This window comes from Scandinavium sp. M-37, assembly GCF_043558715.1.
Taxonomy (GTDB): Bacteria; Pseudomonadota; Gammaproteobacteria; order Enterobacterales; family Enterobacteriaceae; genus Scandinavium; species Scandinavium vulneris_A.
This window is the reverse complement of sequence record NZ_JBIGIN010000001.1, coordinates 241,231-259,293: the sequence shown is the minus strand read 5'-3', so window position 1 is coordinate 259,293 and position 18,063 is coordinate 241,231. Positions and strand designations below refer to the sequence as shown.

At 48.8% G+C, this 18,063-nt stretch carries 21 protein-coding genes and 2 pseudogenes; 14 read left to right on the top strand and 9 right to left on the bottom strand.

The features are described 5' to 3' along the window. Position 1: 1 nt before the first annotated feature. Both ACG0Z5_RS01300 and ACG0Z5_RS01295 read left to right on the top strand, forming a co-directional pair. Positions 2–460 carry a (2Fe-2S)-binding protein gene (locus ACG0Z5_RS01300; protein ID WP_394444944.1) on the top strand — a complete coding sequence of 153 codons (459 nt, stop codon included), beginning with the start codon at positions 2–4 and terminating at the stop codon, positions 458–460. 62 nt (positions 461–522) lie between these two features. Continuing rightward, positions 523–1,113, top strand: coding sequence for an NTP transferase domain-containing protein (locus ACG0Z5_RS01295; protein WP_394444943.1), 591 nt, complete (start codon positions 523–525; stop codon positions 1,111–1,113). Positions 1,114–1,549: 436 nt separating this feature from the next. Here ACG0Z5_RS01295 and ACG0Z5_RS01290 read toward each other — a convergent pair. Further along, a pseudogene (locus ACG0Z5_RS01290) lies at positions 1,550–2,215 on the bottom strand (IS3 family transposase); the annotation flags it as partial. Positions 2,216–2,716: 501 nt separating this feature from the next. Here ACG0Z5_RS01290 and ACG0Z5_RS01285 point away from each other — a divergent pair. From ACG0Z5_RS01285 to ACG0Z5_RS01275, 3 genes are read left to right on the top strand one after another with little or no spacing between them, the layout of a single operon-like run. After that, complete coding sequence (locus ACG0Z5_RS01285; protein ID WP_394444942.1) at positions 2,717–3,136, top strand: hypothetical protein; 420 nt, start codon at positions 2,717–2,719, stop codon at positions 3,134–3,136. Positions 3,137–3,193: 57 nt separating this feature from the next. After that, positions 3,194–3,463: a hypothetical protein gene (locus ACG0Z5_RS01280; RefSeq protein ID WP_394444941.1), complete on the top strand. Its 270-nt coding sequence runs from the start codon at positions 3,194–3,196 to the stop codon at positions 3,461–3,463. A 20-nt stretch (positions 3,464–3,483) separates the two neighbouring features. After that, positions 3,484–4,206, top strand: a complete 723-nt coding sequence (locus tag ACG0Z5_RS01275) for a hypothetical protein (protein ID WP_394444940.1) — start codon at positions 3,484–3,486, stop codon at positions 4,204–4,206. A gap of 231 nt (positions 4,207–4,437) precedes the next feature. Here ACG0Z5_RS01275 and ACG0Z5_RS01270 read toward each other — a convergent pair. Beyond that, a pseudogene (locus ACG0Z5_RS01270) lies at positions 4,438–5,093 on the bottom strand (transposase); the annotation flags it as partial. A gap of 192 nt (positions 5,094–5,285) precedes the next feature. On the opposite strand from ACG0Z5_RS01270, the gene ACG0Z5_RS01265 reads away from it, so the two are divergent. Next, on the top strand, positions 5,286–5,972 hold the full coding sequence (locus tag ACG0Z5_RS01265; RefSeq protein ID WP_394444939.1) for an HAD-IB family hydrolase: 687 nt from the start codon (positions 5,286–5,288) through the stop codon (positions 5,970–5,972). A gap of 124 nt (positions 5,973–6,096) precedes the next feature. Here the strand turns inward: ACG0Z5_RS01265 and ACG0Z5_RS01260 are convergent, their stop codons facing one another. From ACG0Z5_RS01260 to ACG0Z5_RS01235, 6 genes are all read right to left on the bottom strand, one after another. After that, positions 6,097–6,672: a TerD family protein gene (locus ACG0Z5_RS01260; RefSeq protein WP_174341390.1), complete on the bottom strand. Its 576-nt coding sequence runs from the start codon at positions 6,670–6,672 to the stop codon at positions 6,097–6,099. A gap of 69 nt (positions 6,673–6,741) precedes the next feature. Next, complete coding sequence (locus ACG0Z5_RS01255) at positions 6,742–7,320, bottom strand: TerD family protein (RefSeq protein ID WP_394444938.1); 579 nt, start codon at positions 7,318–7,320, stop codon at positions 6,742–6,744. Between the two features lie 48 nt (positions 7,321–7,368). Further along, positions 7,369–8,409: a tellurium resistance membrane protein TerC gene (gene terC / locus ACG0Z5_RS01250; protein WP_394444937.1), complete on the bottom strand. Its 1,041-nt coding sequence runs from the start codon at positions 8,407–8,409 to the stop codon at positions 7,369–7,371. 23 nt (positions 8,410–8,432) lie between these two features. Continuing rightward, positions 8,433–8,888, bottom strand: a complete 456-nt coding sequence (locus ACG0Z5_RS01245) for a tellurite resistance TerB family protein (protein ID WP_394444936.1) — start codon at positions 8,886–8,888, stop codon at positions 8,433–8,435. Between the two features lie 22 nt (positions 8,889–8,910). After that, positions 8,911–10,071 carry a TerD family protein gene (locus tag ACG0Z5_RS01240; RefSeq protein WP_394444935.1) on the bottom strand — a complete coding sequence of 387 codons (1,161 nt, stop codon included), beginning with the start codon at positions 10,069–10,071 and terminating at the stop codon, positions 8,911–8,913. Continuing rightward, positions 10,071–10,652, bottom strand: coding sequence for a TerD family protein (locus ACG0Z5_RS01235; RefSeq protein WP_174341385.1), 582 nt, complete (start codon positions 10,650–10,652; stop codon positions 10,071–10,073). The genes ACG0Z5_RS01240 and ACG0Z5_RS01235 overlap by 1 nt, the downstream gene beginning before the upstream one ends. 324 nt (positions 10,653–10,976) lie before the next feature. Between ACG0Z5_RS01235 and ACG0Z5_RS01230 the strand changes: the two genes are divergently transcribed. The 7 genes from ACG0Z5_RS01230 to ACG0Z5_RS01200 are packed head-to-tail and all read left to right on the top strand — an operon-like array spanning position 10,977 to position 16,755. After that, the gene (locus tag ACG0Z5_RS01230) at positions 10,977–12,035 is read left to right on the top strand and encodes an ATP-grasp domain-containing protein (protein WP_394444934.1); all 1,059 of its coding nucleotides are present in this window, start codon (positions 10,977–10,979) and stop codon (positions 12,033–12,035) included. A gap of 10 nt (positions 12,036–12,045) precedes the next feature. Next, the gene (locus tag ACG0Z5_RS01225) at positions 12,046–13,188 is read left to right on the top strand and encodes a phosphoribosyltransferase domain-containing protein (RefSeq protein WP_394444933.1); all 1,143 of its coding nucleotides are present in this window, start codon (positions 12,046–12,048) and stop codon (positions 13,186–13,188) included. Next, entirely contained in the window at positions 13,181–13,954 is a 774-nt protein-coding gene (locus ACG0Z5_RS01220; protein WP_394444932.1) for a hypothetical protein, read from the top strand. The genes ACG0Z5_RS01225 and ACG0Z5_RS01220 overlap by 8 nt, the downstream gene beginning before the upstream one ends. Next, positions 13,955–15,037 carry a cysteine protease StiP family protein gene (locus ACG0Z5_RS01215; RefSeq protein ID WP_394444931.1) on the top strand — a complete coding sequence of 361 codons (1,083 nt, stop codon included), beginning with the start codon at positions 13,955–13,957 and terminating at the stop codon, positions 15,035–15,037. After that, positions 15,037–15,993, top strand: a complete 957-nt coding sequence (locus tag ACG0Z5_RS01210; protein WP_394444930.1) for an HpcH/HpaI aldolase/citrate lyase family protein — start codon at positions 15,037–15,039, stop codon at positions 15,991–15,993. The genes ACG0Z5_RS01215 and ACG0Z5_RS01210 overlap by 1 nt, the downstream gene beginning before the upstream one ends. A 10-nt stretch (positions 15,994–16,003) precedes the next feature. After that, positions 16,004–16,285 carry a hypothetical protein gene (locus ACG0Z5_RS01205; RefSeq protein WP_394444929.1) on the top strand — a complete coding sequence of 94 codons (282 nt, stop codon included), beginning with the start codon at positions 16,004–16,006 and terminating at the stop codon, positions 16,283–16,285. 2 nt (positions 16,286–16,287) lie between these two features. Continuing rightward, entirely contained in the window at positions 16,288–16,755 is a 468-nt protein-coding gene (locus ACG0Z5_RS01200; protein WP_394444928.1) for a tellurium resistance protein TerW, read from the top strand. 165 nt (positions 16,756–16,920) lie between these two features. Here ACG0Z5_RS01200 and arsH read toward each other — a convergent pair whose 3' ends face one another. Next, positions 16,921–17,625: an arsenical resistance protein ArsH gene (gene arsH, locus ACG0Z5_RS01195; protein ID WP_394444927.1), complete on the bottom strand. Its 705-nt coding sequence runs from the start codon at positions 17,623–17,625 to the stop codon at positions 16,921–16,923. Between the two features lie 87 nt (positions 17,626–17,712). Here arsH and ACG0Z5_RS01190 point away from each other — a divergent pair, with 87 nt between their 5' ends. After that, a complete protein-coding gene (locus ACG0Z5_RS01190) occupies positions 17,713–18,033 on the top strand; it encodes a transcriptional regulator (RefSeq protein ID WP_394444926.1) in 321 nt (106 codons plus the stop codon). Positions 18,034–18,063: the final 30 nt, after the last annotated feature.

Genomic DNA, 18,063 nt, shown 5'->3' with positions numbered 1-18,063 from the left:
CATGAACCACATTGAGCTAAAAGTGAATGGCATCCGCATTGCCCGCGATGTAGAAGACAACCTGCGCCTGATTGACTTACTGCGCGAAGATCTCAAGCTAACGGGCACGAAAGAGGGCTGTTCAGTCGGTGAATGCGGTGCCTGCACCGTGGTTATGGACGGTAAATCCGTCTGCTCCTGCCTGCTGCTGGCGGCACAGTGCAATGGCGCGGAGGTGACCACTGTTGAAGCGCTGCACCACGATCCGGTAGGTAAAAAGTTGCAAAATGCCTTTATCCGTCACGGCGGCGTACAGTGCGGCTTCTGTACGCCGGGGGTGCTAATGAGTACCAAAGCGCTGTTGGACAGGAATCCTCAGCCAAGCGATGACGAGCTGAAGGAGGCGCTGGAGGGTAATCTCTGCCGCTGTACCGGGTATCAGCCGATCATTACCTCTATCAAGGCAATTCTTAAGGTCTAAGCAACAATCCACGCCCCTTCGTCATGAGGGGCGTTTTTGCCTATTCTGGCGAGGACAACGGAATGTACAAAAATCAATCCAAGCAATGCGTAGTATTAGCCGCGGGGCTCTCAAGCCGGATGGGGAAATGGAAGATGGTGATGCCCTGGGGGGGAGGAACCATTCTTGACAGTGCCCTGGCGAGCGCACTCTCTTTCTGTGATCGCGTGGTGCTGGTCACCGGATTTCGCGGCGACGAACTGAAAGCCTACTACCAGGATCACCCGCGGATCGATATCGTCCACAATGCCGATTTTGAAGCGGGTATGTTCTCCTCGGTGAAACGTGGTGTGGCAGCGATCACCTCCCGGCGCTTTTTCCTCGCTCTGGGCGACATGCCGGAAGTCACCCCCGACGTCTACCACGCGTTGTGGTGCAGGCCCGAGCACGGCACCTGCCTTATCCCTGGTTATGATCACGGCAAGGGACATCCCGTACTGTTGCCTTATCCGGCGATTAAGCTGATAAAGAATGCACCGAATGGTACGACGATGAAGGACGTGATGCGCCAACTGGAAACCAAGGTGATCCCGGTTGATACTCTGGGGATTCACTGGGACGTGGACACGCCAGTGGATTATGAACAGGTTGCGAGGTGGAGTAGGGTGATGTGACCTTACCCAGTATCAACCAGTAAAAAGCCCCGCAAAGCACATGCCTGAATTTCGCAACGAAGCCCTGAAGCTTGCGAAGCGTATCGGTGGTTCTGTCTGTTTTCATTGCCCTTTATTGCATTTAACATAATATACATTATGCGCACCAATGATAAGGATGGTGGAATCTGGCGGGAATCGTTGACACTGACCGTCAACTGGCTACTATCGACGATGATTCTACAAGACGCTTAATGGCTTACGGGACGGGACTTGACGCACCCATCCCGCAATCCATTACAGCGCACGAATGATATGAGCGGTCAGCAAAACATACATGTTCGCTTATAGTTTCAAAGTCCATAGCATTCACCGATAGTTTTTCATTTAAATTTAAAAATGTATTTTGTAACTCGTTTAATATGGAGTAATCAGATAGCCTGTAAGCATACCTGTTTTAGTTCCACACACTTTTTGAGAGTTCCGGTTTTTCAGCCATCAACCGGTATTCTTCCGGCGTCAGGTTATTCAGGGATTCATGAGGCCGCTCGCTGTTGTATTCCGTCAGCCAGCGCTCTGTAATTTCCCGTGCTTCATTCAGCGTTCTGAACAGATAAAAATCCAGGATTTCTGTCCTGTACGTCCGGTTAAAGCGTTCTATAAAGGCATTCTGTGTCGGTTTGCCTGGCTTGATAAATTCCAGCATCACGCCATGGTCCTCAGCCCATTGTGCCAGAGCCAGTGATATCAGCTCCGGGCCGTTATCCATCCGCATCTTCAGCGGATATCCACGGTTTGCCACTATCCTGTCCAGCACCCGCACAACCCGCTGCGCCGGGATATTCAGGTCAATTTCTATGGCCAGAGCCTCGCGGTTAAAATCATCCACGACGTTGAAAGTCCGAAAACGTCGGCCACATGTCAGCGCATCGTGCATAAAATCAATCGACCAGCTCTGGTTGAGTGCTTCCGGCGTCGCCAGCGGAGCCGGATTGCGCACCGGAAGTCGTTGTTTCCCCTTGCGGCGAAAATTGAGTTTCAGCAGGCAGTAAATCCGGTGAACACGCTTATGATTCCAGGCGTTACCCTGCCTGCGAAGTACCTGAAAAAGCTTCTTAAATCCGGGTACGCCCGGCTTCGACAGACTTCAGAACGGCGATGATATGGTTTTCGGTGAATCGGATCTTACGCATAGCGATCTCCTCAGGGGACATAATCAGTATGTCGGAAGATCTCTAAAAGTGAATGGTTCGGTTAAGCGGGATACTTACAAGCCCCCAGAATAAAAGATTATTTTTCTGCAAATAACGTGATTTTAATTTCTGTTCAAAACGAACGATTCCATTTTCTTCGCAATATTCAATTTCTTTATTAATATGCTTCACTTGCTCTGAATCGGAGCCAAAATTATTTTTTATATTACATCATTGGTTATTACAGCCAGCTCAGACCCCACCAATATAACGGTGGCTTAACACCCAATGAATCAGAGCGATTGTTCTGGAAAAACTCTAAAACTTTGGCCAGTTTTTGTTGACCACTTCACACAGAACCCCGAATCGCTTCGCGGCGATGTGAAGAATTTTAGCGGCTAAAATTTCTATGCAAAAAAAGGATGAAATAGATGAGTAGGAGTAACGAAACAAATGGTGTAGAGCTGGTTTTCATCGGTGTGGCTGTTTTTCTTTTGGCGGTTATAGGATGGCTGATGAAAACATTCGATGTTGGATGGCAAACGGCTCTGGAAACAGCCCCAAGCCTGATTGTCTGGATTCTTGCAGTAGGAGCCGGGATCTTCTTCGGGATCAAAATGGAAACTGGCCTTGTTCGCTGGGGAGCGCCCTTAGCAATTGCCCTTCTGATTCCGGTTTTCAAACCGATCCTTAAAGAAGCTGCTGGAGTTCGTGACGTTGGCGGATTGGTTTTCGATGATATGGTTTCGTGGTACGGAACCGGTTGGGGAATGTCTCTGATGTTTTTCGGGATTCTTATTGTGGGATATGGGCTGCTCTATTGGTGGCACAGAAGAAATTCATATTACTGATAACCTCAATAGTGAGTACCACTGTGAAGTTAATTTAAATAAAAAAGGATATTACTGATGTCTAAATTAGTAGAAGAGTTAAAAACAGCGCTTGCTTTTGATCATAATAAGATCATTACAGGAGAGCTAACAGAAGAGCAAGCACTAAAAATTGCTAATGACCTCCATCAATTAGGAAGAAAGCCAACCGATCAAGAAGTATATGATGTAATTAAAAAATACTATAAGGGAGAGTTATTAAGCTCTGCTAATGAAAGTCGAGACCAAGCAAGAACTAACACTTTGCAGAAAACAATTTTAAAAATGATTCAAAGCCAGAAGAAATAACAATAAGGGAATGATATCAAGTGAAGCTGGAAGATTTAGTTCAGAATCAAAACAAAACAATTGATTTACTCTATAATGAATATGATTCTATTATGGAAGATATTGAATCTTCCGGCCTTGATAATGCAAAAATTAATAAGCTGCATGATGCCGGGTTAAAACTATTCAATTTCATGGATGGATGCTATGCGGAATTAGATGCTGCGGAGGAAAGTTTAACCAGTGAAAAAACATCTCAACTAACTGATTTGGCAGGTCTTTTTTGTGATGCGCTTGAAGGGGCGATCCCGAATCATTATTCAATAATGTGTGCGTATTATGGTGATGATTATAAGCCAAGCAAACATGCTTTTGCTGGGTTGCAACAACTAATAGTTCAAGTAAAGAATAAAAAAGAAATTAGGGCATTAAAAGAAAAATGTATAGACAATGGCTTACCTGTAAAAGGGTTTGATACAAAAAGAAGATTCAGAATGACAAAAACACATGAGCGTATCTATTCTGCCATACTTGGAATTATAAGTATTACCGTCATGGTAATCCTTCTGCTTTTCCTAGAGATCGACGACTCATCAAAGAGTAAATACATCATATTAAGTGTTGTGGTTTCTCTTTTAGGTGGGATTGGTGCTCGATTACTATCAGGCGCTTTAAATTTTAAAATAAAAGATACTACAGCAACTGCTGGTTATGCTGCATTTGTTATTATATTTTTGATATTGCAGGGAGTCAGGATTTTTTAACTAATGATTCGCATAATGCACTCTATGTGTAAAGACGAACCTTCACCATTCCGGTAAACAACAACCCCATTTTACCGGAATGGCTCAGAACCCTTTTGTAACATAGCGTCATACATTATGCGCACCAAGATAGCGTCAGGCAGAATCCGGTGTTTTGTGGTCATCTTTGGTCTGGTCACTAACGGCCTCTGAAAGCTCTTTCTCCAGCGCAGATACCAAGGTAATCCCCCCGAAAAAATCCTGTTTCAGCAGATTGTCAGACACCGGAAGGCCATGTTCGCGGTAGCTGACCGGGCTGAACTTCCGGGCCGCTTTTGCGCGAAGCCCCTGACGCCGCAGGCTGGCGGCAATGGTTTTGACATTGTACGCAGGAAGCTCATCCACAAGACGGGGCGCACCATAACGCTGTTTTGCGTCAGTGAATGCCTTTCGGACAGCAGCATCGCAGACAAGCCGGAACTGCTGTCGAGGGGTTATCTGATGACGACGCAGGCGCCAGGCATACCAGCCACTGCGGGCAACCCACAGAACCCGACACATGGCTTTGACGCTGAACTCAGCCCGATGTTTTTCAATAAAGACATACTTCATTTCAGGCGCTTCGCGAAGTATGTCGCGGCCTTTTGGAGAATGGCCAGCTCCTCGTCCCGTTCAGCCAGCTGGCGTTTAAGGCGGGCAATTTCAACGGACATTTCCTGCTCGCGTTCGGAAGAGCAGCGGGCATTGTTAATCTTACTGCGCCATGCATAGAGCTGGGATTCGTACAGGCTGAGTTCCCGGGCAGCGGCAGCAACACCGATACGTTCCGCAAGCTTCAGGGCTTCGTTACGGAATTCAGGCGTGTGCTGTTTGCGGGGCTTCTTACTGGTTGATACTGGTTTTGTCATGAGTCACCTCTGGTTGAGAGTTTACTCACTTAGTCGTGTGTCCACTATTCGCGGGTAGGATCAGTTGATAACGTACGGGCTGGACGTTAAGTTCAGGGGACCTACCGGGTTATTTTCGGTCCGAAGCTTGCCCAGTGAACTTTTTGCCCCCTTAAGAAGGTGATAAAATTCGTATTAACTTTCTCATTCTAAATGAACTTACATGTGAATACGTCAACGCGTGCTGAAACAAAGGTTCTTTCCGTTTTTGACTTTGACGGAACCCTTACCCGACATGACAGCTTTATACCCTTTCTGCGCTTTGCCTTTGGTAATCGTTGTTTTACTCGCAGGCTTGTAAAACTTGCTATGCCTTCCCTCAGGTGTCTGCGGCGTAAATTGACGCGGGATGAGCTCAAAGAGACTTTGATATCAACGTTTCTCACGGGTATCGAGGAAAAATGGGTACAAGAAAAAGCTGAACTCTATTGTAAATTTTACTGGGGACGCTTAATGCGATCGTCAGGTTTGCTGGCTGTAGCTTCCGAAGTATCTTCCGGCGTGGAGGTAACACTATGTTCAGCCTCACCAAGGCTTGTGCTAGCGCCTTTTGCAGAGCGGCTTGGGATCAAGCTGATTGGCACTGAACTTGAAAGTGTAAATGGGATTTTGACCGGGCGCATTACAGGGCACAATTGTCGTTGCATACAGAAGATCAACCGGCTGGAATCTATTTATGGGTCTCTGGACCAGTATCATCTTCGGGCATGGGGAGATACTCGGGGTGATTATGAATTGCTGGCGGCGGCGAAAGATGCTCACTGGCGGCATTTCCATTCCCGCTGGGACAGGAAGAAAGCGGCGATACCCCGCCTTAAAGCGACCTCTTTTAAAGATTGAAAACGCCCCGCAGGACGTTTTAATTTCAAGTTTGCAGAAGTAAATTTTGACCTGATTGCAATTTCATCGTCATTTGTTGCATAAAAAAACCCCGGATATCCGGGGTTGAGATCATTTCTACTTATCAGATATTCACGCCATGCTGGGATGCCAGTGCGGACAGACCGCCTGCAAAACCCTGGCCTACTGCTTTAAACTTCCACTCAGCCCCGTGGCGGTACAGCTCACCGAAGACCATGGCCGTTTCGGTGGATGCATCTTCAGACAAGTCGAAACGGGCAATTTCAGCACCGTTGTCATTATTGTAGACACGCATGAAGCTGTTGCTCACCATGCCGAAATTCTGCTTACGCGCATCCGCATCATAGATAGTGACGGCAAAAACCATTTTTTTCACATCAGCAGAGACTTTAGACAGGTCGATTTTAACCTGTTCATCATCACCGTCACCTTCACCGGTACGATTATCCCCCTGGTGCTCAACAGCGCCATCGGAGCTAATTTTGTTGTTGAAGAAAATGAAATGTGAATCAGACAGCACTTTACCGTCGTCACCAACCATGAATACAGATGCATCAAGGTCAAATGCCTGCCCGTCAGTCACACGCGCATCCCAGCCCAGGCCAACCATCGCCACATTCATGGTTGGGGCTTCTTTAGTCAGAGAAACGTTACCGCCTTTTACGAGAGAAACTGCCATTGTAAACTCCTGTTCATCATTTTAGTTTGGGCCAGATTGCTGGCCCATCTATGTAAAAAGTTACTTTTCTCAGGAAGCATTAATGCCGTACTGAGCACAAACGGAAGACAGGCCACCTGCATAGCCCTGGCCTACCGCACGGAATTTCCACTCACCCGCGTTACGGTACAGTTCACCAAATAACATTGCGGTTTCAGTCGACGCGTCTTCAGACAGATCGTAGCGAGCCACTTCAGTCTGGTTATCATCGTTCACCAGGCGAATGAATGCCCCGGCAACCTGTCCGAAGCTCTGGCGGCGAGTATGTGCATCGTGGATCGTGACCACGAAGACAATTTTATCGACATCAGCCGGGATCATATCCAGTTTAATTTTCAGTGATTCATCATCACCGTCGCCCTCACCCGTGCGATTATCACCGGTATGCGTCACTGAACCATCGGTCGATTTCAGGTTGTTGTAGAAAATAAAATCAGCATCACCGCGTACTTTACCATTCTGTGACAGAAGGAAAGCGGAAGCATCCAGGTCAAAGTCCTGACCATCGGTCGAACGCGCATCCCAGCCAAGGCCGACCAGGACATTTTTCATTGTAGGTGCTGCTTTGCTCAGGGATACATTTCCGCCTTTGGAAAGAGAAACACTCATACATTAACCTCTTACGTTTAATTAAATTTATCTGATGATATCAGGAGATTAACTCTCCTTTTTCTCAACGTCTGGTTTGCCCGGGAACATAATGCTCAGAACAATACCCACAGCCAGGACGCCAAGGACAACATACAGACTTGTGGTGGCTGCGATACTGTAACCATGGTGCCAGATGTGATCTGTTGCATTCAGCCCCAGTTTTACAGCGATAAAGAACAACAGCACGATGACCGCTTTCTCAAGATGGACCAGATACTGCTTCAGCGCTTCGAGAACAAAATAAAGGGTACGCAGGCCGAGGATGGCAAACATCATGGCACTGTAGACAATCAATGGCTCACGGCTGACGGCAATGATGGCCGGGACGGAGTCAAAGGCAAACATGACATCAGAAAGCTCAACGACGGCCACACATAAAAACAGCGGCGTGGCGTACATTGCGGCTTTCTTTCCACGACCGATAGTCACATCTTTGTTTTCTGGCTTTACCAGCTCCGCATCAACTTCTTTCTGCGAGAGCAGGAATGCATGCCCTTTCAGTTTCGGCCAGATTGGGAAGAAGCGTTTCACCATACGGTAGGCAAGGTGCTGGGAATAATCCTCAACTTCATCTTCATCGTCGCCACTTTTGAGCATCATGACAGCAGTCCAGGCCACAATGATCGCGAAGACGACTTCAACATACGGCCCAAGGCTCAGGAGGCTGGTACCAATAGCAACAAAGATGCCACGGAATACGATGGCCCCGATAATGCCCCAGTACAGCACCCGGTGCCGATAACGGTCCGGCACTGAGAACCACGAGAAGATAGCCATCATCACGAACAGATTATCAACGGAGAGGACTTTCTCCAGCGCGTAACCGGTAACAAACAGACTTGCAACTTCTGCACCGTGATGAATATAGAGGAATCCGGCAAAAGCCATCGCCACGACGACCCAGAAAAGTGACCAAAGGGCGGCACTTTTCAACGAGATTGGCTTGTCGTCACGGTGCATAAACAAGTCAATGAAGATGGCCCCGACTGACAGTGCAATGAAAACAATGACTGTTTCAGTTGGAAAACCGATGTGTGTTGAAACCATAACTACCTCTTAAAGGTCTGGACTCAAAGACCAAATTCAGCTGGATCAAAACCCAGCGCAGTAGCAATCTCACGGACTGCCTGTTGTTCATCTTTATCGAAATTACCGTCACTCTTGGCGACAGCAATACCCACTCGCAAAGCCAGCTGTGCTGCTTCAGGCTGATCCTTGAGTGCAAGGATATGTTTCATGGTTTCGCCCTTCCCGATTTCCATATCGAAATCGAAACTGGTCACCAGTTTGTTGAAGAATTCGATAACCTCAGTGGTATCGAAAACTTTCAGCTCTTCTGAGGAACGAAGAAAACCAATCATTTTCTGTTTTTCTTCCGCACTCACGCCATCGCTTGAAACTGCAATACGTGCGCATACCGCGACGGTACCCTGCATGAATTTCTTATTTTTAAAACGACCCACCTGGCGGGTCAGCTCTTCACGGCCTGAACTAAGAGCACCTTTTACTTTGTTGAAAAAGCTCATTTTTGAATCCTTGGTTGCTGTGTTATTTAGAACCCGCACTCCAGCGAAAGCCCCAGCCAAATGCACGGTCCATCTCGGACTGCCCTTTGAAGTACTGGTTAATTCGCTCGACTTTAATGGAACCATTTTCGTTAACGAGACGGGCAATCGCACACAGTGTGCGTTTGTTTTCACCCTCAGTCAGACGTGTTTCAATCGGTGGTTGTTCCGGCACATGGAGTGTGACCACGCCATCTGTTTTATCCCAGCTGGCTGCACCTTCGTAGATAAAGGCATAGATAAGCACCTGACGGATGTTTTTCCATTCTTTACCATTAATATGCAGCCACTCACCTTCTGAAACTGCGCCGGTCCGGTCATCACCCTGGAGTTGAACGTAAGGTTCATTATGATAATCACCAAAGGCGTTACCTAATGCCTGTATGACAGATTTGTATCCGTCCTGGAGTTCAACAAATGCCCCTAAATCCAGATCCAAACCTTTGGGACCAAACATGCTACGCAGCCCGGATGAGCTATTAGTACGATTCCAGTTCAGGTTGATGCGAATTTCCCCGAAGTTGTCGCGCTTGGCAAGACTGATAGCCGGTTTCTCTTTGGTTAGAGAGACCTTGCTCAGACTGATTTTACTGGCGGCGGGAGCAGGAGGCGGAGTCGCGACAGGTGGGGTGGACACCGGAGCTGGGGTGTCAGCAATATCGACGCCAAAGTGTTCTGCCAGTGGTTTAAGACCGCCGTTAAATCCCTGGGCGACAAAACGAAACTTCCAGTCATTATTGCGGCGATAAAGCTCTCCCAGAATCAAAGCGGCTTCCTGGCGTCCGGTCAGTTCTACCGGTCCGGCAATCAGAACTTCATTGCCCTTTTCCACCTGAATGGACAGATTGCGCAGACCAGCGACGACCTGCCCCCCGTCACAGGTGACAGTAAAAGCGACTTTCGCTGCATCTGCTTTCAGGCGATTAAGCGAAACGGTGAAGGTGGTGTTATGACCTTCACTGACCAGACTGATGGTTCCGTCGTCATTTCGGGGCTGACCATAAAAGACCATATCGGCATCACCCTGCACTTTCCCGTTTGTAAACAAACGAAAAGCGGATGCATCGACCGGTCCCCCGGAGAGAATACGGACGCGAAGCTCCTCTGAAGGAACGGGGGCATTCCCCCCCGGCGTCAGGTTCATTAGCGGACCACCGTAGCCACAATGTCAGCATGCATGTCGTCAATAGTACGACCACGGCATGCATGACCATGAGCAGTAAAGTCCCAGTTACCGTTATTGCGATGCAGTGATGCGATAACGATACCGGTATGAGGGCCCTGCTCGGTCAACTGGTAGCGAGCCAGTTCTTTATTCGACTGGTCAACAACGCGGCAGAAGGCATTAGCGACATCATTGAAAGACTGTCCACGGAAACTGTTTACGGTAAAGGCCAGATATTCAACATTTGGGGAGAGTTTGCTGAGGTAGACATTGATAACCTCATCATCGCCGTCACCTTCGCCAGTGAGATTATCACCGCTGTGTACCACGGAACCGCACGTTGATTTCAGTTTGCGGAACCACACGGTATCAATGGTTTTACCGGTGCTGTCCATTAAGACGCAACCGGCATCCAGATCAATGGAGTCGCTGCCACCGAACATCCCGCCAAATAACCCTTTTTTCTTGATGGGGTCCCACCCGAGGCCAAACTGAAGCTGACTGAGCGCGGTGGATTGTTTGCTGAGTGATACCGTCTGATTCTTGCTTAATGAAACCATATTCATTTCCTTAAAATGGTATTGACTGAAACAAGGAGAAATAAAGATATTTTGCCTGCGAAGAAAATCATATCATGATGAAGTTCCCGAGCAAGCCAATTTTGGAAAAGATTTGTGGATTTTTCTATTTCCAGTTCGAATCTAAAAAAAATAAATCTGGTTATGTCATTGATATAATTGGATAAAAATGGGTTTCGTTACTGTATCCATTTATGCGTTTTCGGACGGCATCAAAAATCATAATATGATTGACATGTTTGGCAGACCTTTTTAGACTCATTACACTCTCCAAAAAGATTCTTCACCGCAGGTTAATTTGAAAATATGAAAAATAGAATTTGGCTAATGGAAGGGTTATCGTCTCAAAGAGACATCATCCTGGGAATAAAGTCTTTCGCAACAAAAATGCAGACTGACCTGACGGTTTACGCTTCACACCGTAATGAACGTAACGAAATTCTTTCTGTCGCAGATTTTTCACTGACAGAGCCTAATGATGCCGAACAGCGCCTGCCCTTTATCCTTTCCACGATTGCACAGTACGGTATTAATGCCCTTCATGCCGGACGTCATGGCCAGTGGTTTGAAAACCACCGTGTGGGCATCGAGGCTTCAGGTACGTCACTGACTACCGGTGCATCCGGGCCAGAATGGCTGGAAATGGCAGATGACAAAGTAACTTTTGCTGGAGTAATGGAAGAGAATGGCCTCCCTGTGGTGCCATCTTTGCGGATCAATTCCATTGAAGAATTGCAGCATCATCTCAGTCATTCCCCTTTTGAAGGCCAACAGCTCTGCGTAAAACCTGTTACCGGAATTTATGGCATGGGTTTCTGGCGCTTTGATGACACGGCATCGTCAATGGACATTTTTAACCATCCAGCAAACCGTGTTGTTCACCCACGCCAGTACCTTTCGGCACTGTCAGGTACAGAGACGTTTACGCCCCTGGTTTTAATGCCTTATCTTCCTGGCCCTGAATATTCCGTTGATATCCTGGCGGACAAAGGTGAAGTGCTCGCAGCGGTTGCCCGTCGTAAAGAAGGCCCCCTTCAGTATCTTGAAAATAGTGGTGAAGCATTTGAACTTGCCTGCGCCTGTGCAAGCGCGATGAAGGCTGATGGGCTGGTCAATGTACAAACCCGCAATAACGTCACTGGCAACCCCGTTCTGTTGGAAACGAATATGCGTCCGTCTGGCGGCATTGGTTATACCCAACACAGCGGGGTCAATTTACCGGGAATGTTTGCCTTCCATAAGCTGGGACTGATGCCGAAAAGCGACGTCATTGAGATGGCAAAGCGCGATTTCGCTCCGGCCACTGTGCGATCCGTAACTGATGTTATCGCGTACCCCACTCACCTGACTAACCGACTGAACTGAAGGATTGATTATGGCTTTAGTGAATGATGAGATTGTTTATCGCCGTACACTTTCCTGCGGCACCATTCAGGTCACAGGCAGGCAGCAGAATTTTTTGTTGGACGACCTGTTTGATATTGCAGAACGACGTAATCCCAAACGCGCGTTTCTCTTTGTCAGCAAAGTGCTTGGCCGTCATATTCCTGTGTCCCCCTCAGTCATGCGTCAGGTGTATCGCCAGTTAGCTGAGCAGTTTCCTGAAGGTATGGCGGGGCCCGTTCTCGTTATCGGTATGGCTGAAACTGCCGTGGGCCTGGGAGCGGGAGTCTTTGATGAACTCCGTCACCGCTTCAGTGAGTCCGTCTACCTGACGTCCACTCGTCATCCTGTCGATGGCGAGCTGTTGTGCGAATTTAAAGAAGAGCACAGTCACGCAACAGACCATCTGATTTACTTACCGGATGAGCCGGAAATGCGCCGTCGTGTTTGCGAAGCTCGCACGATTGTCCTGATCGATGATGAAGCCACCACAGGGAATACCTTTATCAATCTGCTGGGTGCGTTGCGGAGTACTCATCGCCTGGCCAACCTGGAGCAGGTGGTCACCGTGACACTCACTGACTGGAGCGGTGATGCTCTCACAAAACGCTGCCCCCTCCCTGTGACCCCCGTTTCACTGGTCAAAGGTCAGTGGCAATGGACCCCGATCCCGGATGCACCTGTTCCTGTTATGCCCTTTGTCAATGTCACCTCGCGTGGTGCAGTCCCGGTGACGGGCAAGCAGTCCTGGGGCAGACTCGGCATGACGGTCCCTTCCAGGGATTTAGGTCGCCATATTGTGACGTTTTCGGGAGAGCGTATTCTGGTTCTGGGCACCGGAGAGTTTGTCTGGGAGCCCTTCCTGTTATCCGAGCGTCTTGAAGCGCAGGGGGCCACGGTTCACTACAGTTCAACGACCCGTTCACCTATCGCAAACGGCTTCGCTATCCAGTCGGCCATTGCGTTCACTGATAACTATGGCCTGGGTATCCCTAACTTTGTTTATAACGTTGCCCATCAGAAGTTTGACCGTATCTTGCTGTGTACCGAGACGCCAGCTGAAAGTGTGGATCAGTATCTGTTAACCGCGCTGTCTGATGTTGCCCCTGTTGTGGAGATTGTGACCTATGAATAAACCTGTTGTATTGAGCGATCTCGATGACACGCTTTTCCAGACCCGCCGTAAAATGGTGGATGAACTGGCACTTGAGCCCTTCCGTACCGGTGCGCTGGACCGCAGCCTTACACCCCGCAGTTACATGACGGAAGAACAGTCTATGCTGGTTGACTGGCTGCTGGAACAGGCTGAACTGATCCCGGTGACGGCCCGTGGTACGGAAGAAATCAGTCGCGTGCAAATTCCCTTTAGCTCCTGGGCTATCACTACTCACGGTGCGGTCATCCTTACTCCTCAAGGGCAACCGGATGAAGAATGGAAAGCCCATATGCTTCACAGTCTTGCCCCGTATGACGAAAGACTGACGGGAATGCAAAGGCAAATCACGGAACTGATGGAGGCCAGAGGGATTAATGCGTGGGCGCGGCTGAATTATGAGTACGACGGCGTACCGATTTATCTGGTGATGAAACACCGCGACAGCACCCGCCTTGATGAACTCAATGCGATTGCCGATGAAATAGAACAATTGTTCCCATCCGAGGGTTTTTATATCCACCGCAACAGTAACAATGTTGCCTGGTTACCTCATCCGGTTGAAAAAGGACTGGCCGTGACCTGGCTCCTTGAAAAACTGCGATCAGAACGGGGGGTTTTCCCGGTGATTGGCCTCGGCGACAGCCTGAGCGACCACCGGTTCATGAAGCTATGTAGCTGGTATGGTCTGCCTCGTCAGAGTCAGTTTGCTGAAGCCATTTCACACCGTATTTTTGGAGAAAAATAAATGCAGCCTGAATTATCGACCTTCTCAGGCTCCTACTCGCCTGACGATGTGCAGTTTTTACTTCAGCCGGTGACCATGGAAATGACGCCTGTTGATCTGAAAGAAGAGCTGATCCAATCCGGGAAAAAGCATTACTCCGATATGCTGAGTCAGGAACCTGCTCCTACGCAGTGGCATCTTGACCTGTTTTCACGCGCCCTTGACATGGGCGCGGCACGGCTGGCAAAAGAGGTATCGCAGCTTGCACGGGAACTCGTTAAGCGATTTGGTGATGAGCCCATTATTCTTGCCAGCCTTGTCAGAGCCGGTGTGCCGTTGGGAGTGATGTTACAGCAGGCACTCCGGGCCATGGGGAAAAACTCCTTTCATTACGGGATAAGCATCATCCGTGACAGGGGAATTGATACCGCTGCACTGGAATTAATTGAAGCCCGACATGGTACACAGGGCATTGTCTTTGTCGATGGCTGGACCGGTAAAGGCGCGATTACCGGCGAGCTGGTCCGTTCGCTGAAAGACCGGAACGGGTATCCTGAACAACCGCGCCTTGTCGTGCTGGCCGATCCCTGCGGATGCTCATGGCTTGCCGCAAGCGCAGATGACTGGCTTATCCCCTTTGGGATTATGGGCGCCCCCGTTTCGGGCCTTATCTCCCGCTCAGTCTGGACTGATAAAGGACTGCACGGGTGTGTCGTCTGCGACCATCTCACTGCTTATGAATGCAGCCGAATGCTGGTCGAAACCGTGGCGCGTTTCCGTGAACAATTTGATGGTCAGGAATTACCAGCGCTGGCCTGGGATACTGAGGAAAACACCGGCTTATGGCAGCAAAGCCGTGACGTTATTTCAAGTCTGGCAAATAATTATTCGGTAGACAGCATCAATCGTATCAAGCCGGGGATTGCAGAGGCCACAAGAGCCGTTTTACGCCGTGTGCCTGACCATGTCTTTGTCCGCTCGGTGGATGATCCCGATGTTGCACTGCTGGTTGGGCTGGCCCAGGATAAAGGCATCCCGGTGACAGAGAAGGGTAACGCTATCGGCCAGTACAGGGCCGTCACAATCATTAAAAAGGTGCTCTGATGGACAAACGTCTTTCGCCCTGGAATCTGGGGGCCACGCTTTATATGCCTGCCACCCGACTGGATATTGCCGATGCTGTCCTGCACGGAAAAATTCCGGGTCTGCGCTCTCTGGTTATCTGTCTGGAAGATGCCGTCAGCGAGGGTGACATTCCTCAGGCACTGCAAAATCTCAAACGGTTACTACAACAACTGAATGCCGCAAAAATTAACAATGGCAATAATGAATGGCCGCTGCTATTCATCCGCCCCCGCCATCCTGATATGGGTCAATGGCTGGCTGAGAATCTTGACCTTAGTGCGATAGACGGCTTTGTATTGCCGAAATTCACGCTCTCCTCTTTGCCAGTATGGTGGGACATCATGGCCGATACACATTTGTGCCTGATGCCGACTCTTGAGACGGAAGAGGTTTTTGATGTTGTTCAGATGCGCGAACTGGCAACCACGCTCTTGTCCCATCCGTGCCACCAACGAATTATAGCGTTACGTATTGGCGGTAATGACCTGATGAATGTCGTTTCACTCAGACGCCCTCGTAACCTCACGCTGTACGACAGCCCGATGGGGTATGTCATCAAAATGCTGGTGTCTGTTTTTGCCCCGCGTGATTTTGCACTGACGGCGCCGGTCTGCGAGCATATTGACGATCACGCGGTGATGGCACGTGAGTTGTCGCTAGATATGGCGCATGGGCTGGTAGGCAAAACTGCTATCCATCCAGGGCAGATTGATGTTATTGAACAGGCGTTAATGGTCTCCCCGGGTGAGCATTCTGACGCCCTGCGTATTCTTAATTCGACCCAGGCTGTTTTTAAATCCCAGGGCGCAATGTGTGAACCCGCAACACACAGACGCTGGGCCGCAGGTATTTTGGAACGAGCCCGGGTTTATGGTCTGACATCCGAGAAAAATCCGGACGGTATCAGACTGATGCCTATGTCTCAGCAAAAATAAGGTTGTCATAATGGGATTCAGATTTCGTAAATCGATCAGCATTCTTCCGGGGGGCCGTGGTACCTATGCAAACCTGGGGGTAGGTTTTCTGGAACGCACGGGGTCTCTGGAGGATGAATACATTATTTCCTGCCGGTGCAATCGTCAGGCGATGGAAAACCTTAATTTTATGGGAATACAAAATGTGGCCCCCGTGGATGCACTGAACAGCCACACTGTTATTAGAAAGATGATCTCAACATTCATTTTTCAGCCAATTGAACCACTGACTTTGAATGCAGGCTTTAACTGAACATGCGATTAAACACCAGACAGGCGCGAATTTTTACACTTGCTAACCTACTCGGCTCAAGAAAGCCAGTCGCTGCACACGATATTATTAACTGCCTTGAATGCTCTGAGCCAACGCTCACCCGGGCACTCAAAGAACTCAGGGATTCCTACTCCGCTGAAATTAAATACAGCAAAGCTAACCATACGTATCAGCTCGTTATCCCGGGACAACTGGATAAGAAGACGCTGCGTCGAATGAATGAAGCTCTCGCTTTAAACGCGGAGCTGAAAATCAGTAATTCAGGCGGAAAAGTCGTGCTGGATAAGGATAAAAAAACGGCAGTTTCGTTGTCTTTACGCATGAGAATTCTGAGGAAAATAGATAAAGTTGCCGAACTTTCAGGTGTGTCACGCAGCGAGGCTGTTGAGCAGATAGCGGAAAAAATCGTTGATGAACTGATTAGTAATTTGAAAAACAGAAAATCATGAATTATTGGTTTGAGCCCGAACTGGCACATCGGGTTTCTCGGTTTACGGTTCCACCAAGAATACCGGTTCAGAAACATGCCAAAGAGTCAGTTCATAGGTTCTTTTACCAGGCCTTCCGTTCACGGTGTGCTAAAAGCCCGGTATCGATCCGGGCATGTCTGACTGTCAGATTTTTGCCTGGTTAACCCGCGCAGAAAGTTCCTGATGGCTCTCTTTCCTTTCGCTGTAGCGGTCGGCCAAATAGTTCGTGTGTCCTTTAAGGATTAACGTGATTTTGAACAACTCTTCGGCAACGTCCACAATCCTGTCATACCAGGCTGAGGGTTTCATCCGTCCTTCATCATCAAATTCCTGCCATGCCTTTGGCACTGACGACTGATTCGGGATCGTGAACATACGCATCCAACGGCCAAGTATCCGCATCTGATTTACCGTATTAAACGACTGCGAGCCGCCGCAAACCTGCATCACGGCCAGCGTTTTGCCCTGGGATGGACGAACGGCACCTTCACTTAAAGGTATCCAGTCAATCTGAGCCTTCATCACCGAGCTCATGGCACCATGCCTTTCTGGAGAGCTCCAGACCATTCCATCACACCACCTGACCAGTTCACGGAGTTCAAGCACTTTAGGGTGACTGTCCGGCGCATCATCAGGTAACGGCAGGCCAGATGGATTAAATATTTTCACCTCCGCGCCCATCTTCGTCAGCAACCGCCCGGCCTCTTCTGCAGCAAAACGGCTGTAGGATCGTTCTCGTACTGAGCCGTAAAGGATAAGAATACGCGGCATAGTTTCAGTGCCGTTCAGCAGTTTGCTGGCAATGGCCTCATCAAAGTATGCCGGTTCTATTGCAGGTAAGTGCGTCATAAAAAACTCTCCATCTTGTAAGCTATGCTTTAAAAGCTATCACATATGAAATATCATATGTATTGTTATTTTTTAGCGAGGTTAAGCATGCTACAACCTGTTCAGCTTTTTAAACTGCTCGCCGATGAAACCCGTTCGACCATCGTACTGCTCCTCAGGGAATCCGGTGAAATGTGCGTCTGTGACATCTGTGGAGCAACCGCAGAATCTCAGCCAAAAATTTCTCGGCATATGGCGCTGTTGCGTGAAGCAGAGCTGGTCATTGACCGCCGCGACGGAAAATGGGTTCACTATCGGCTGTCGCCACATATGCCTGCATGGGCTGCGGGTATTATCGACACCGCCTGGAATTGTGAACGTGAAAATATACGCAACAAGCTCAATAACGCGGCATCGGCCTCCTGTTAACGTCGGTGTATATATTCGAATAAACAAATG